The organism is Paenibacillus sp. FSL H8-0260, from assembly GCF_045040625.1.
Taxonomy (GTDB): Bacteria; Bacillota; Bacilli; order Paenibacillales; family Paenibacillaceae; genus Paenibacillus_AQ; species Paenibacillus_AQ odorifer.
This window is the reverse complement of record NZ_CP150298.1, coordinates 5,805,818-5,820,742: the sequence shown is the minus strand read 5'-3', so window position 1 is coordinate 5,820,742 and position 14,925 is coordinate 5,805,818. Positions and strand designations below refer to the sequence as shown.

Below are 14,925 nucleotides of genomic sequence, written 5' to 3'. Positions count from 1 at the left end.
TTACCATGGTGTTAAGACAATTACAAAGAAAGTCAAATGAAAGCAAAGGAATGGTGAGTACACATGAAACAACCGTTATCACTGACTTGGGAACTTGATACTATTTTTCCGGGGGGTTCTTCGTCTGCAGAGTTAGAAGGGTTCTTGAGCAAGCTTGAAAAAGATATTTTATCCTTGCAAGGCTTTGTGAAGGATGCTGTGGCACCAACGGATGTTGCGTCTACAAAAGCATTGGATGAGGTTATAGCATTGCTTCAGAGCTGTTCAGGAAGACTTGTGGAGGTCACTTCCTTCGCAGACTGTCTAGGCGCTCAGAATCAGATGGACAAGGGTGCGGTAAGGCTGGCGGCCAAAGTGACAAGCATGCGCGCCGGATTCGAAGGGATCAGCTCGCAATTTAGCAATGTCCTTCGTCAGACTACGGACAAGGTATGGGCTGAGTGGATGGCTCGTCCAGAGATTGCTCCTTTAACGTTCGTACTGAGCGAGAGCCGTGATTTGGCCCGTGAGAAGATGAGCCCTGAGCTGGAAAGCTTAGCGTTGGAATTAGCTGTTGACGGATATCATGGATGGAGCGGGCACTATGATACGATTGTGAGCTCGATCAAGATCCCATTTGAGGATGAAGAAGGAACAAAGCTGCTATCTGCTGGTCAAGCTTTTAATAAGCTGGATGATCCAGATCCAAAAGTGCGTCAAACGATGTTCCATAAATGGGAAGAGGCTTGGACTGAAGCGGCAGATAATTGCGCGGATACCTTAAATCACTTAGCAGGCTTCCGCCTGAAGCTCTATAAGGGCAGAGGCTGGGACGATGTTCTGAAAGATCCGCTCAGCATCAATCGTATGACACAGGACACCTTAAATACGATGTGGGACGTGATTACGAATAGCAAACCTGTACTTGTGTCCTACCTTCAGCGTAAAGCCAAGCTGCTGGGGCTGGATTCTCTCTCATGGGTCGATGTCGAAGCTCCTGTAGGCAAATCCTCCGGCAAGATCCCTTATGATCAAGCTGCGAAGGATATCGTCACACAGTTCCGTAAATTTAGTCCTAAGATGGCTGAGTTTGCAGAGCGTGCCTTTGATAATAACTGGATCGAGGTTGAGGATCGTAATGGCAAACGTCCTGGTGGATTCTGTACTTCCTTCCCTGAGAGTAAAGAATCACGGATATTCATGACTTACAGCGGCACACCTTCCAATGTTTCAACATTGGCCCATGAGCTGGGACATGCTTATCATTCCTACCTGCTTGATGATCAACCTGTATTTAATCAGAATTATGCAATGAACGTTGCAGAGACCGCTTCAACCTTTGCAGAAGTGATTGTATCTGATGCTCAGGTTAAAGCTGCGGGCAATGCAGAGGAGAAGCTGGCTCTGCTTGAAACGAAGATACAGAACAGTGTGGCATTCTTTATGAACATTCATGCTCGATTCTTGTTCGAGACTCGCTTTTATGAGAAACGTAAGGAAGGCCTTGTAAATGCTGAGGAACTTTCTGCTCTGATGGTGGAAGCACAGAAAGAAGCTTTCTGTGGTGTGCTTTCTGAATACCATCCTCACTTCTGGGCGTCAAAGCTGCATTTCTATATCACAGATGTACCTTTCTATAATTTCCCGTACACCGTTGGTTATATGTTCAGTACAGGCTTATATCGTCTGGCATTACAAGAGGGAGCTTCCTTTGCAGACAAATATGATAGCTTGTTGCAGGATACCGGCGTGATGACATTGGAGGATTTGGTGCTCAAACATTTGGGAGTGGATCTGACAAAACCGGATTTCTGGCAAGGAGCTACAGATCTGATCGTGGCTGATATTAACGAGTTCTTGGAGATGACAGAGCATTTAGCGTGAAATGTCTAAAATAAGACAAATTTCAGGACACAAAAAATAACGGAATTTCAGTGTGAACACGCAAAGACCCCGGTTAAGGGGTCTTTTTTTAATGCTTAAATGTCGAAAACCCCCGGTTTATAAAAATTAATATACGAATGATCTATGAATTTTGCGCATTACTAGGGATAATAACCCAATTTTGTAGAATAATGTTGTTGGACGTATGTAAGGGGTCTATAATGAGCCTTGAGCCTTATAAAAGGCTTGCATGGAAGACAAATGAGCTCAGCTCAAAAAGCTTAAGTAAGCGCTTACTAAGCCGGCTTGTACGAAGAAAACTCGAAGTAGCTAAGCTCACAAAACGATATAAATCGAACCAGAAACTTGGGAAAAGGGGAAGGAGTGGCGAGGGGAATTTTGGAACTGTAAGAGCGGGAGCGACCGCCTTTGTCTCCGAATTTCACCCGCTATACGCGTAAGAATTCAAGAAATTTGGAGAGAACAGCGGCTGGAAGTCCAAACATTCCCCGCAGTGGCGACGGACCCTTAGCCCAAATATTTAGGGTTCGATTTATAAGACGAAGAAAACTCGAAGAAGCTAAGCTCACAAAACTTTTAGGAGGAAAGATATGCTTAAGACAGAACAGCTATCATTAGCAAGACAGATGGATTTGGTGTTTAGGGAACTGCAAGAGGAATTGTCAGGGCTATCTTCCGGTACGGTATTTGTGCAAATACGAAATAATACCATTGGCAAATTCGGCATACGTCATCACCCTTTAGCCGGTCGGGGTGGTGGATTCACAGAAGTGAAGGAAGGAATAACGGAGAGCCAGCAGTCTTCTTTTCGTCTAATGGCACTGGAGAGTCTGAAATACAAACGCCGTTGGACTCATGGTGAGATCAGCTATGAATTCGCTATAAGACAGGGCAAGCTAATCGTAGATGCTACGCTGGAGTCTAATTATAATATGGCGAATCTGATGATTCGATCTACCCGTAATGCTTACGCCGAGAGTGCTGATCAATTTTTAAGTTAAACGTTTTACATAAAAATTGTTTGCAGCTGGGACTATAGGCTATAAATTAGAAAAACCTCCCACAGCTTCTGGAAGAAGTGTGAGAGGTTTGAAAGCTAGTCGGCAATAGGCTTTTTAAGACCTCTGCCGGATAAAACACTTAAGATAACGATGTTACTGACGACCGGACAGTTGTTGTTCTGCCAGTTGTACTAGACGTTTAGTGATGTAACCTCCCAAAGAACCAGTTTCGCGGGAAGTGTAGTTCCCGTAATAACCGTCAGCTGGGATCGTTACTCCAAGCTCTTGTGCTGCTTCATATTTCAATTGTTGCAACGCTGCATTTGCTTGAGGAACTACAAGGTTATTGGAACGGCTGCTACGACCTTGACCTGCTTGACCCATGTGTGTCACCTCCTTCGCCCGTTGTGAAGATAGTATGAGCGCTAAGTGGCTAATTCATGCATGCTATCGAAAGGTTTTAAGGATGGTAATTATTAGTCGATTAAAAGTAAGGGTAGAAAGCCCAAATAACTAAGCTCGCACAAAAAATCGGCCTTCTCTTACGTAAACGCAAGGGAAGACCGATATAATGTATATCTGCTTTAATTCTCGGGATAGATCATTTCCAGCATAGTGGACAGCTCAAGACTTTGACCTGGTTCTACCTTCAGCAAGCCCGTGAAGGAAGGGTCATCGGAAACGTTAGGAGCATCCGGGAGCCAGGTGTACGGTTCGATGCACAGAAATTGATCGGCCGGCCCTTTGGTATACAGGACCCAGTGGCGGAAATGATTCTCGTCAGCTGTATAACGAAGACCATAACCATCATCGCGTAATAGCAAGGCTTCTACGGGCTGCTTGTCACCAATACGTAGAGCAGTATCAAAATTAGTTCCCTGGAGGTTGATTCCAGAGTTTAGTGAATCTAGATCACCAAGTGGAATTAGATTGCCGCTAGGGAGCAATTCATCGTTTAGTTCATAAATGCTGTTTACGGGCAGCTTGAGATTCCAGCGTTCAGGTTCTCCATCGATCATAAACCAGGTGTGATAACCGATCCCAAAGGGAATACGATGATCGCCGAGATTTGTAACCTTTAAAGTCTGGCTGAGCCGGGCATCCTGAAGCCTGAATGTCATTTCGAATTTGAGTGGAATGGGAAATTGCTCCATCCAGTGCGGATCATCTTCAGTAAGGAATTCAGTAGTGACTGCACAACCGTCCTCGTCTTCTTCAATATCGCTGACACACCAGGATTGAGTCCGGTGTAGACCATGGATATGATTGTCACCAGCGGTATTCTGGTCAAATTGATAACTTGTACCCTCGAATTGAAATTTTCCTTTACGAATTCTTCCGGGTGGAATTAAGAGCGGGATGCCAAAATGGTAAGGTTTTTGCATAAAGAAAGCTTGATCGCTTTCATCAGGCCGCCGCAGAATTTCCCGTTGTTCTTTTACATCAAACAATGAAATCACGTTGTTTCCTAGTCGCGGCAAAAGCGTGACTTCCAGTTCGCGGCTGTGCAAAATATAAGTATCATAACCGCCCCACTGCCCTTTGGTCACCTGTTTCATGAGATATGCTCCTTTATCGTAACTGTAATCGAATAGAACATGGATAACCTTATCATAACAGATTTATGCGGAAGTGGTTAAGTGATTTGACAACTTCTCTTTATGGTTCTATGATGAAGGCATTAAATTATGATGAGAATGTGATGACGGGGACAAGTAGACAGGAAATGCACCTTCAGAAAGCCGGTGGTTGATGCGAACCGGTAGGACACTCCTGATGAATGGACCCCTGAGCGCCGCGCTTGAACGGGAGCAAGATGCCCTAGTAGACCGGCCGGATCTTCCCCGTTAAAGGAAGACTAAGGCTGTTTCCCTTTGACTATATAAGGGTTAAGCAGCGAATAAGGGTGGCACCACGGTCTCACGTCCCTTGCGGATGAGGCTTTTTTTGCGTTCTCGGAAATTGGAAATCACATCTAACGGAGGTCTATATTATGTTGAAAAAAGTAATGTCAGGCATACAACCGAGCGGTTCTCTAACTTTGGGTAACTATATCGGAGCGCTGAAAAATTTTGTGAAGCTGCAAGACGATCATCAATGTTTCTTTATGGTTGTCGATATGCATGCGATCACCGTTGCTCAAGATCCTGCGGCACTGCGTGAGCAGTCTGAAGCTGTAGCTGCACTCTTTATCGCGGCAGGAATTGATCCTGTGCGTTCGAATGTATATATGCAGTCTCATGTGCCTCAGCATGCGGAATTGGGCTGGATCATGACTACGCTAACGGCAATGGGCGAGCTTGAGCGTATGACACAGTTCAAAGATAAATCATCAGGTAAGGATTCAGTTGGCGCGGGCCTATTCGTATATCCTTCTTTAATGGCAGCAGATATTCTTGTTTATAATGCGGATCTTGTGCCAGTAGGTGAAGATCAGAAGCAGCACTTGGAGTTGACCCGGGATTTAGCTGGCCGATTCAATAACCGTTTTGGCGAATTCTTTACGATTCCTGAACCGTATATCCCTGAAGTGGGCGCACGCATTATGTCTCTGGATGATGGCACTAAAAAAATGAGCAAGAGCAGCCCGAATGCAGGCAGCTATATTGCCCTGTTGGATTCGCCGGATGTGATCCGTAAAAAAATCAGCCGCGCAACGACTGATTCTGGACGTGAAGTGATCTTTGATCCGGCTAACAAGCCAGAGATTAGTAACTTGATGAGTATTTACTCGGAATGTTCTGGAATGTCCCTTCAGCAAATTGCCGATCGTTATGAGGGACAAATGTATGGTGGCTTTAAGAAGGATCTTGGGGAAGTGGTTGTATCCACACTTGAGCCTTTGCAACAAAGATATCATGAAATTCGCAGTTCAGGTGCGATCACTGATATTCTTGCCGAAGGTGCTGAACGCGCACGTATTGTTGCAGCTGAGACGTTGAATGGCGTAAAAGAGCGGATGGGCTTTCTGCCAGCTCGTTAATCTTAGTCAGAGCTTAAGCTTTCCTGTTTGCGTCTAATTCTGGCTTTGAGGATAAATCCCCAGCCAATATTCATTACGCAAAGAAAACCAAGCAGAAGTGCCAGCCAGAAGCTATAGCTGATCGCGATTGAAGCGGCAGTGAGAATAAGAATAGAAGAACAAGCGAACCAAAGTGAGAGTCCTTTACCCATTAAGAGCCTTCCTTTCCGTGTCTGCTAAAATGAATCCCGGAGTATTATAAAATACTCCGGGATTTTTTGTGATTATAGAATAGATCTCTCAGTAAGTCTACAGTTTCATCGTAAAGAACCAGGGTCGATGGAAAATCGTTTGTCGAGCTTATCACTGCTAAGCCAGCCTACATAAGTATTTAAAGGTTTATATTGGTTATCCATAACTAATACAGCCACAAAAGGGTATTGTTTGCGGTGTAAATAACGAACGTCTCCCCAGCGCACCATATATCCTGAAGGAAGTTCCTCCACTTCGGCAACCGCATAAGAGGTGAAATATAGAAAGGACTGAATATCTGGATGCGACTTGGATATTTCCACAGCGGGATGATTCGAGCAGACCGCATGTTTGAACCATTCCAGACGGTTGTTCAGTAGCTGCCCTACGTCATAGCTGCCGTCTTTTTTCACTTTAACTACGTTCCAGCGTTTAGGTGAAATTGTAGGGATTACAATATAACGTTCACCAGCATTATGGTGTATATCTTTAAGCTTGATGTTTCGTGTAAGGCGGGCATGAACAACCGTTCTCCAAATATAATAAAGAATGGTACAGGCATAAAGCGTAATAAATAAAGGTTTGGGCGGCACAATCCCAGTGATCCAGAGTAGAATAGCTGCGATATGGCTGCCAAAAATAAATGGATCGAAAATGTGGATGATATTCCAGGCAATCCATTTCTCAGTAAATGGACGGGCGGCCTGGGTTCCATAGGTGTTAAACAGATCAGAGAAGACGTGCACGCCTACGCCTATGAAACCCCAGAGTGCAACATGGCTTAAAGCTGCCAAATCAGTAAATCCAAACAGAGGCCCTAAGACTAGGGCAATCAGAGCGGGCCACAAAATTAGAAAAGGCAAGGAGTGTGTGATTCCCCGGTGATTACGAATATATATTGCATTGTCCTTTAGTCTTAATGCGGTATCGGCATCAGGAGCTTGTGAGCCTAAAATCGTAGCCAGCATAACGGCCCCGGCCAGTTTAGGGTCAGAAGCAACGACAGGATCTACGAATGAAAGTCCGGCTAACCCTATGCCCATAACTAAATGTGTAGCGGTGTCCATTGGTCAGTTCTCCTTTGTTGTTCGGAAGTACATTATTAATAATTACCCAAATACAGCTTAGGTTATTAACGGGCTGGAAATAAATATTGTCACGTAATTGTCAAATTCATGAACATACTGTGCCATGACTGTCAAAGTCTCCTCGGGTTTGATATGATAAAGTTAACAGCGAAGTCTATTTAGTGCTTCGGCTAGAACGTTAGAAGTTCGTTTAGAAGGAGGATCATTTGGTGTGGATAATCATATAACATTTCAAGCTTCTTCCGATTCTGCAGCTATGTCTGCAAAATCTCCACCGGAAGGTGCAAGTTGGCGTGATTTCATTACCGTAACAAAACCCGGTATTATCCGATCTAACCTCATCGCTGCCTTTGCAGGATATTGGCTGGCTTCAGGTTGGGATGTTCAATACGGCAGATTAGTTCTGACACTGCTCGGTACAATGCTGGTTATGGCTTCGGCCTGTGTTTTTAATAACTATTTCGACCGTGACTTGGACATGAAGATGGAAAGAACGCGCGATCGGGGGCTTCCTACAGGACGACTGAAACCCAAAACCGTATTGCTGTATGCTATTGGGCTAGGGATTGCGGGCTTGATTGTACTGTTTGCTTTTTCCGGAGTTTTAGCCGGTCTGTTCGGGATTGTAGGGATGTTCGTTTACGTTGTAGTATACACCCTTTGGTTGAAACGGACATCAACATGGAGCACTTCAGTAGGTGCGATCTCTGGAGCTATGCCACCGGTAATTGGCTACGTTGCAGTTACGGGAACAGTTGATCTAGGGGCTTGGCTGATGTTTGCGATGTTGTTTCTGTGGCAACCTCCCCATTTCTGGGCACTCGGGATTAGACGTAAAGAAGAATATAGAGCCGCTGGATTTCCGCTGCTGCCTGTAGTCAAAGGAACACGTCGTACGAAGTTTCAAATGATTCCTTATGTAGCACTGTTGCTGCCTATTCCAGTGTTAATGTACGCCTACGATTATGCAGGCATTTTTTATCTGGTGATTTCAACAGCGCTGTCCTTAGCTTGGTTAATCATAACCTTGATGGGCTTTGCAGCAAAAGATGACGAAGTCTGGGCGAAGAAGAACTTCCTCTTCTCCATTAACTATCTAACGGTAAGTTTGATCGTACTTGTATTGAATACGATTCACGGTTAAGAAGAGGGAGGGTATTATTGTCCGTGCAGACCTTTAAGCGTTATAAATGGACCTGGATTCTACTATTGCTTGCTTTGGTAATGGCTGGTTATCTGGCAGTTAATTCTTTGAATTTAGGAAAAGAAAAACTGCCGGTAATCGGTGAAGTGCAGGACTTTTCACTTGAAAATGTGGATGGAGACCAGATTACTCTGGCTGATACACAAGGTAAGGCGCGGCTGGTATACTTTTTTTTCACACAATGTCCGGATGTATGTCCTATAACTACGTTTCTGTTATCTCAGACGCAGAAAATTCTGGTCGACGATGGCAGCTTTGGAAAAGATACGGCGTTCGTCTCCATTTCTTTTGATCCAGAGAATGATACGCGTGAAGCCATTAAAAGCTTTGCGGACCGTTTCCAGGCAGATTATAAGGGTTGGTACTTCTTACGGGGGGATCAGGAAGTCATTCGTAAGCTGGCAACTGATTCTTTTAAAGTACTAATTGCAGGGAATAGTAAAGAAAATTTCGTACATGCCAATCGCATAGCATTGGTTGATCGGGACAATCGTCTCCGTGCATTGTATGACGCAGGGGATACGGATAACATAACGCCTGAATTTCTTGCCGATAGGCTGAATGAATTGGCTCGTGAATAGAACATAACCGCATAACAGAAACGCCTTTTTCGAATCCCATTTATTGAAGGATAACGAAAAAGGCGTTTTTAATTTCTTAGGCAATATATCGCGAATCAAAAAGGAATGGGTTCAGGGTAAATGATGAACTCTTCCAGACCCGCTTTTTCAAGCTGATTAATATTGTATTCATCTGGAGTGCCTTCCACTCCGGCATAACCCCGGCGTGTATAGATGTGACCAGCATCGGGAAAGGCATCGCGGAGAATCCCGCGTATTTTTTTGCCTGAACTGTCGTTATCCATATAAAGATATACTTCTCCATCTCCTGCTTTTTGTCGCAGGGACTCGAGTTTGAGCGTATTTAATGTACCAAAGGTACAGAGGATTTCGACTTCCGGTACCAGCACGCGTCGTAATCTGCTGCGATCGTTTTTGCCTTCGACAATAATCGTAATGGACATTTGCTGACAATCACCTCCGGAAATGAAGCCTGAACTTACAGACTTATTATAGTTTACCGAAGGAGGAGCAGTTTTAACAACTGTTTCTACAGGAAAATCTTCATTCCCCGGGAAATGTCGTAAAAACAATAAATCATGCGGCCCGCCCATTCCATTTGGAAGAGTAGGTAGACAGCTTGGTTGAATTTTTTGGCGGAAGCAGTAATAGTGCAACCATTAGCAATAGAAAGGCAATGAAATAAGGCGAAACAACGGCTCTTAATTGTCCTGCGGCCACAGGGCCTGCGAATGCGCCTAGTGACATGGCTATCGACTGCATGGAGAAGGTGCGTCCCATACGTCCTGGTCCACCTAGACTAATAAAGAGCGATGCCATTGCAGGAAATAATATTCCTTTAGCTGCACCCAGCATAAAGAGAATAACGGAAGCGGGAATGCTGTGAAGTGAGGCAAGCGCAAAAAAACAAAGGGCCATTCCTAGCAAGGCCACGGCTATTCTTCCTCCTGGGGAAAAGCGGTTCAGGAAGAACAAACTGAGTGTTACCAAAGCCCCTAAGCTAAGGAGCGATAAAAGAATGCCTGTGGAAACAATGCTATTACTTCCGGTCTGAGATAGAGGAAGTTCAAAGAACAGAACCCCTTGTGAACAAGAAACGAAAAAAGGCAGCAGATAATAACGTTTGGAAACTGGATTGGCATCGGATATAGGGACCGAAGGAAGATCCTGTTTTTTTAAAGGAGGTGCTGCAGAGTTTACAGGGCGTACTAAACGCCGGGCAGGTGCCGGTACACTGAAAAAAGCCATGATGCCTGTAGCGATAAGCAGCCATCCCAATGAGGTGAAGGTGCCGGAATAGCCAGCTTTAGCTACGATAAAGGCCCCCGCTGCCGGGGATACCACTGAAGCTAAGGTATGAACGATACCATGTCCGGACATATATTTCCCCTGCTCAGTAGCATCAGATGATAATGAAGCCAGCAAGGTCATGCACGCTGGAGAGAGGAAGGCGAGCGCGAACCCGCTTGCTGCTCGTAGCATCAGCAAATGCCACGGAAGCTGAGCATGAGCCTGCAGCAGTAGAATGGCTCCCGCAGTAACAAGGCTAAAGACGATGTAGCGGCGGCTGCCATTACGATCGACGAGTACGCCTGCGAGCAAATTGCCAGGAAGATGGGTTAACGAATACATGCCCATCATCCAGCCAATAAAGGCGGGTCCCGCACCAAGAGAGATGGCAAAGGGCGTTAGAATAGGATACTGTGCATGTAAATCAAAAAACGCCAGAAAAAGAAACAGGTACAGCCACAGCGCAGTTTTCACAGGGAAACACCTCCGAGAGCCACCTACAATAAAGATTAATGCAGGAAGGCGGATTTTAAGAAGATCAAATTTAAGCAACTACTTGTACTTTACGTGGGACAGAGAAGGCTTATACCGCTTTTTTAATTCCTATAAGCAGGTATACCTTTCTCTGGCTGTGGAACCATGAATTATGATGGGCATTCATGTATAATAATTAATATTGGCGTCATGTCTATAGAGGAGATAATCCTTAGGACGAAACTAGGTGATAGGGGTGTTGTGAGGTTGATGGATCCAGAGGTGTGGTCACAGTTTATTAGAGAGAATTGGTTAGTTATTGTTATTGCGCTCATTCTGTTGTTCGCGGTTGTTAATTTGGTCAAAACGATGTTGAAATGGGCGATTGTCATTATTATCGTTGTAGGTCTATTCATCTATAGTGGTGTGACAATGGACCAAATTGGTAACGCTGTGAATAAGGTGGCAGATGGAACGGTAAGTACGGTGAAGAAGGAAGCACAAGAGGTTATGCTTAAAGAGGCGCAGGATGCGAAGTACACTTCAAATGGTGACGGAACATTTACGATTACAACTCCGAATATTGAAGTGAAAGGTACTACTGGCGAAGATAAGGTAGAGGTTACTTTCCGCGGAGTTAGTCTTGGGAAGTGGAGTATTACTGATACCACACAAACATTTATCGAGGAAGCTCGGAAACATCAATAAACGGCTTCAGTTTAAATCATTATCAAAAACAAGCAAGCGGGCGACTGAAAGGGAAGATCGGATATGATAAACGGTTGGTTGACTAGTCTGAGTGATGCAAATATCATCTCCATCGCCCTCCTGCTGGTAGTAGTCTTTTCACTATTGCAAGGCTGGAGCAGAGGGTTCTCAAGTGCCACCGGAAGATTATTCGGTCTGCTGGGAGCAGGACTGTATACAATAGCTTCTTTGGTGCTGGCCATTCCTGCTGCGGCTTATCTCAATCCTCATGTACAGACTTGGGCAGCAGGAATAAGTCTGCCTGATAAACAGCTGACCCAGTGGCAGCAAATTTATTATACGGCTGTGTCTGTGCTGGCGGAATCGCCGCTGGTGCGGTTTCTATTGTTGTTATTGCTCTCTTATATCTTAATTCGTATGCTTCTGGGATTGTTGTCTATGCTGCTCCCATTCCATCAGCTACGGCGCACCAAGACATTTAAGGACAGAAAGATTACGCAAGTAAGCCGTATGGGCGGAGCTATCATAGGATTAATTATAGGATTGACTCGTGGTTTAATTATTGTGCTTGCTCTCTTCATTTGTGTTGGCCTAAATCCAGAAAGTCAATTTAGCCGTTATGTGGAATCTTCTCCGATCTACAGTCAAAGCGCTGCCGCTGTATTTGAGCCCTTTGTTGGGGAGACAGTGCAGAAAAAGCTGCCTATTCTGACGAAGACCGTTGCAGCTGAGATGAATGATATCCTGCGCAGAAAATATGAAGTTATTGATCATGACATTCCACAAGATATTGTGGGTGCGGCTGAAGATATTATTGGACAAGCGCAAGGAGACGAGAAGAAAGCCAGACTACTGTATGATTGGGTAGGAACACGAGTAACTTATGATTACGCCAAAGCGGAAAATTATGAAAAAAATAGAATTTGGCATGAACAGACCCCGCAGGATACCTTCGACACACGCATAGGGGTATGTATTGATTATGCACGTCTTTATGCTGTAATGGCCCGCTCCCAAGGATTGCAGGTGCGCGTTGTAACGGGTCAAGGCTATGATGGTCGAGGCGGGTATGGCGCACATGCCTGGAATGAAGTTTATATAAGTGACCGGCAAGCTTGGATTCCATTGGATCCCACTTGGGCGAGCAGTGGGGATTGGTTTAATCCGAAGGATTTTGACGATACGCATATTAGGGAGAACGCACTCTGAGTGAGGGCGCCGCACTCCTTCCGTGTGGTACAATAAACTCATACCAACCGCTCTAACACAAATGCGAGTGCAATGCTCACAATCAGCTTCTTAGAAATCACCTTCATTATAAGAGCAATGTCGCTGGCTAAGGCAATTCAGACATTATTTTTATATAGAAGGGAAGAAAGCTGGTGAGCTTTGGGAAGCAGCTCCCGCCTGCGGACGGGAAATCTTCGAAACATTCTGTAGGTCTGAGATTGAATCTGTTTTTCTTTGGCACTTTTTTTATTTTTTGTATCATTATTGTGCGTCTTGCAGGTTTGCAGTTTACTGAGGGAGCTTTGCTGACAGAAGAAGAGATCAAACGGGATACGAAGTTTGTTCCGCTGGCAGCCATGCGAGGGATTATTTTTGCTGCCGGGGGTGAGCAGATAGCCTATTCTACACCTGTTGAGTCGCTCTATCTTACCCTAAATAAGGAATATACAGCTAAAACTACCGATAAAGTAACGGGTGAAACCTCACTAACGGAAAAAGCCAAAAATAAGTCTAATTACCTTGCAGCAAGATTAGTAGCGGAGTTTGAGAAATATGGAAGTGCAGATGCCCCTAAGTTAACGCAGCAGGACGTGCTGGATTTACTTGATCTGGACTTTAAAAAGTATCTGGGTTATGTACCGCGTCGTATAAAAGCAGGGCTAACTTCAGAAGAAATAGCTTATTTCATGGAACACAAGGATGAATATCCAGGCATTACCATTGTGGAAGAAAGTGTACGCCACTACGATAAAGATACGGTAGCTGTGCAGACGGTGGGTTTTGGTAAACCTTTTAAATCAACCGAAGACATAGCGATGTACAAAAATATTCGTAGTGCAATGAAAGACAATTCTTCACCGGGACTTATGTATAAAACGGAAGAATATGTAGGATTTGATGGTCTGGAAATGCAGTATCAACGCGAACTGCGCGGAGAAAATGGTTATCAGGTCATTTCGGTCACTCCTCAAAATATGGCGGAGAAGGTAGAACAGACCGTTCCCCCTGTAAAAGGCAATAACATTTGGATGACCATTAATAAGAATGTTCAGATGAAGACTGAACAGGCTATATTGGATCAGATTAAATGGCTGCATACCAATGCTGTTCAAGGCGAAACTCATCCTGATGCTTTAACAGGTTATGCAGTAGCAATGGAAGTAGAGACTGGGAATATTGTCGCTATGGCGAGTATGCCTGATTACGATTCGAATGTATGGACAAAGGACTCGCTGCCTACATCTGTCTGGAATAAAATTATGAATAATCATCTGAATGGTACAATTACCTCGAATTCTTCCGGGAGATCGGGTCATGATTTTAGCTCACTTGTATTCTTGGGATCGACCATTAAACCGTTAAGTGTATTAATTGGTTTAAATGAAGGATTTTTTAACACCTCGAGCACCTATCCCGATGTGGGGATTACCTATTTCGGTAAGGATGATAAATCATCGGTTAGAAATTCATCAGGTCACGTCTATGGAAAACTGTATCCGGCTGATGCTATCAAGCAATCCTCTAACGTATTTATGGTAGATATGGTCGGAAAGCAACTATACAAGAAATACCTGGGGGATAAAGGTGTAGAGGTCTGGGACGAATATATGAAAAAGTTCGGACTGGGTGTGTCAACACAAAGTGGTCTTCCCGGTGAATCACCAGGTCAGATTAACTATACAGATTTCAAGGCTGCAGGGAGCTCACAGGCCGCGCTCGTCTACGCATCTTTTGGCCAGCAAGGCAGTTATACTACATTACAGCTTGCCCAGTATGCTACTACACTTGCAAATGAAGGTGTGCGAATTAAACCGCAGCTTGTAAGTAAGATTACTGATGCGCAAGGTAAGGTGGTTAAGGAATTTAAAAAAGAAGTGCTTAATAGCGTAACTTTTGATAAATCGTTCTGGAGAGAAATCAAACAGGGAATGAGCAGTAAAGTTAGTGCTTTTGACGATTTTCCTTATGATTTTGCCCGTAAGACAGGAACCTCTGAAAAAACGGATAGAAAAAATATAAACCGTGATAACGGGGTCTTTATTGCCTTTGCTCCACGTGAGAATCCGAAGCTGGCTGTAGCGGTTGTGATTCCGGAAGGCGGCTTTGGCTCCAATAGTGCAGCTCCGGTTGCCCGTAAGATTTTTGATGCTTATGATTGGGAATATGGGCTGGATGGGGTTCCGAAGAAGAATATTCCACCTGTGGCAGATCCCGTTCAAGAACAATAAGCTTAAATTAGAGAAAAAGGAGA

General features: G+C 44.5%; 14 protein-coding genes and 1 other annotated feature. Of the genes, 8 read left to right on the top strand and 6 right to left on the bottom strand.

Annotated elements, in window-relative coordinates; all coding sequences use genetic code 11:
• Positions 1–63 precede the first annotated feature (63 nt).
• Both MHI51_RS25835 and MHI51_RS25830 read left to right on the top strand, forming a co-directional pair.
• Entirely contained in the window at positions 64–1,863 is a 1,800-nt protein-coding gene (locus MHI51_RS25835; protein WP_076184769.1) for a M3 family oligoendopeptidase, read from the top strand.
• 611 nt (positions 1,864–2,474) lie between these two features.
• Positions 2,475–2,885 (top strand): O-methyltransferase, encoded by a 411-nt coding sequence (locus tag MHI51_RS25830; RefSeq protein ID WP_405173351.1) that lies wholly within the window; start codon positions 2,475–2,477, stop codon positions 2,883–2,885.
• A 153-nt stretch (positions 2,886–3,038) separates the two neighbouring features.
• On the opposite strand, the gene MHI51_RS25825 is transcribed toward MHI51_RS25830, so the two are convergent.
• Entirely contained in the window at positions 3,039–3,269 is a 231-nt protein-coding gene (locus tag MHI51_RS25825; RefSeq protein ID WP_036685295.1) for an alpha/beta-type small acid-soluble spore protein, read from the bottom strand.
• Positions 3,270–3,469: 200 nt separating this feature from the next.
• Positions 3,470–4,444 carry an aldose 1-epimerase gene (locus tag MHI51_RS25820; protein WP_076184767.1) on the bottom strand — a complete coding sequence of 325 codons (975 nt, stop codon included), beginning with the start codon at positions 4,442–4,444 and terminating at the stop codon, positions 3,470–3,472.
• A 134-nt stretch (positions 4,445–4,578) separates the two neighbouring features.
• Positions 4,579–4,818, top strand: a binding site (T-box leader).
• A gap of 63 nt (positions 4,819–4,881) precedes the next feature.
• On the opposite strand from MHI51_RS25820, the gene trpS reads away from it, so the two are divergent.
• Positions 4,882–5,868 carry a tryptophan--tRNA ligase gene (gene trpS, locus MHI51_RS25815; protein ID WP_036685592.1) on the top strand — a complete coding sequence of 329 codons (987 nt, stop codon included), beginning with the start codon at positions 4,882–4,884 and terminating at the stop codon, positions 5,866–5,868.
• Positions 5,869–5,870: 2 nt separating this feature from the next.
• Here the strand turns inward: trpS and MHI51_RS25810 are convergent, their stop codons facing one another.
• The gene (locus MHI51_RS25810; protein ID WP_036685291.1) at positions 5,871–6,059 is read right to left on the bottom strand and encodes a hypothetical protein; all 189 of its coding nucleotides are present in this window, start codon (positions 6,057–6,059) and stop codon (positions 5,871–5,873) included.
• Positions 6,060–6,164: 105 nt separating this feature from the next.
• Positions 6,165–7,166: a metal-dependent hydrolase gene (locus MHI51_RS25805; protein WP_076277557.1), complete on the bottom strand. Its 1,002-nt coding sequence runs from the start codon at positions 7,164–7,166 to the stop codon at positions 6,165–6,167.
• A gap of 232 nt (positions 7,167–7,398) precedes the next feature.
• Here MHI51_RS25805 and cyoE point away from each other — a divergent pair, with 232 nt between their 5' ends.
• Positions 7,399–8,331: a heme o synthase gene (gene cyoE, locus MHI51_RS25800; RefSeq protein WP_036685285.1), complete on the top strand. Its 933-nt coding sequence runs from the start codon at positions 7,399–7,401 to the stop codon at positions 8,329–8,331.
• Positions 8,332–8,354: 23 nt separating this feature from the next.
• Complete coding sequence (locus MHI51_RS25795) at positions 8,355–8,972, top strand: SCO family protein (protein ID WP_036685589.1); 618 nt, start codon at positions 8,355–8,357, stop codon at positions 8,970–8,972.
• A gap of 95 nt (positions 8,973–9,067) precedes the next feature.
• Here MHI51_RS25795 and MHI51_RS25790 read toward each other — a convergent pair whose 3' ends face one another.
• Positions 9,068–9,415: a DNA primase gene (locus tag MHI51_RS25790; RefSeq protein WP_076218721.1), complete on the bottom strand. Its 348-nt coding sequence runs from the start codon at positions 9,413–9,415 to the stop codon at positions 9,068–9,070.
• 133 nt (positions 9,416–9,548) lie between these two features.
• A complete protein-coding gene (locus MHI51_RS25785; protein WP_076277558.1) occupies positions 9,549–10,736 on the bottom strand; it encodes an MFS transporter in 1,188 nt (395 codons plus the stop codon).
• Between the two features lie 270 nt (positions 10,737–11,006).
• Between MHI51_RS25785 and MHI51_RS25780 the strand changes: the two genes are divergently transcribed.
• From MHI51_RS25780 to MHI51_RS25770, 3 genes are all read left to right on the top strand, one after another.
• Complete coding sequence (locus MHI51_RS25780; RefSeq protein WP_076127990.1) at positions 11,007–11,444, top strand: hypothetical protein; 438 nt, start codon at positions 11,007–11,009, stop codon at positions 11,442–11,444.
• Between the two features lie 63 nt (positions 11,445–11,507).
• Positions 11,508–12,653, top strand: coding sequence for a transglutaminase domain-containing protein (locus tag MHI51_RS25775; RefSeq protein ID WP_076218714.1), 1,146 nt, complete (start codon positions 11,508–11,510; stop codon positions 12,651–12,653).
• Positions 12,654–12,826: 173 nt separating this feature from the next.
• Positions 12,827–14,902 carry a penicillin-binding protein 2 gene (locus MHI51_RS25770; RefSeq protein WP_256719070.1) on the top strand — a complete coding sequence of 692 codons (2,076 nt, stop codon included), beginning with the start codon at positions 12,827–12,829 and terminating at the stop codon, positions 14,900–14,902.
• Positions 14,903–14,925: the final 23 nt, after the last annotated feature.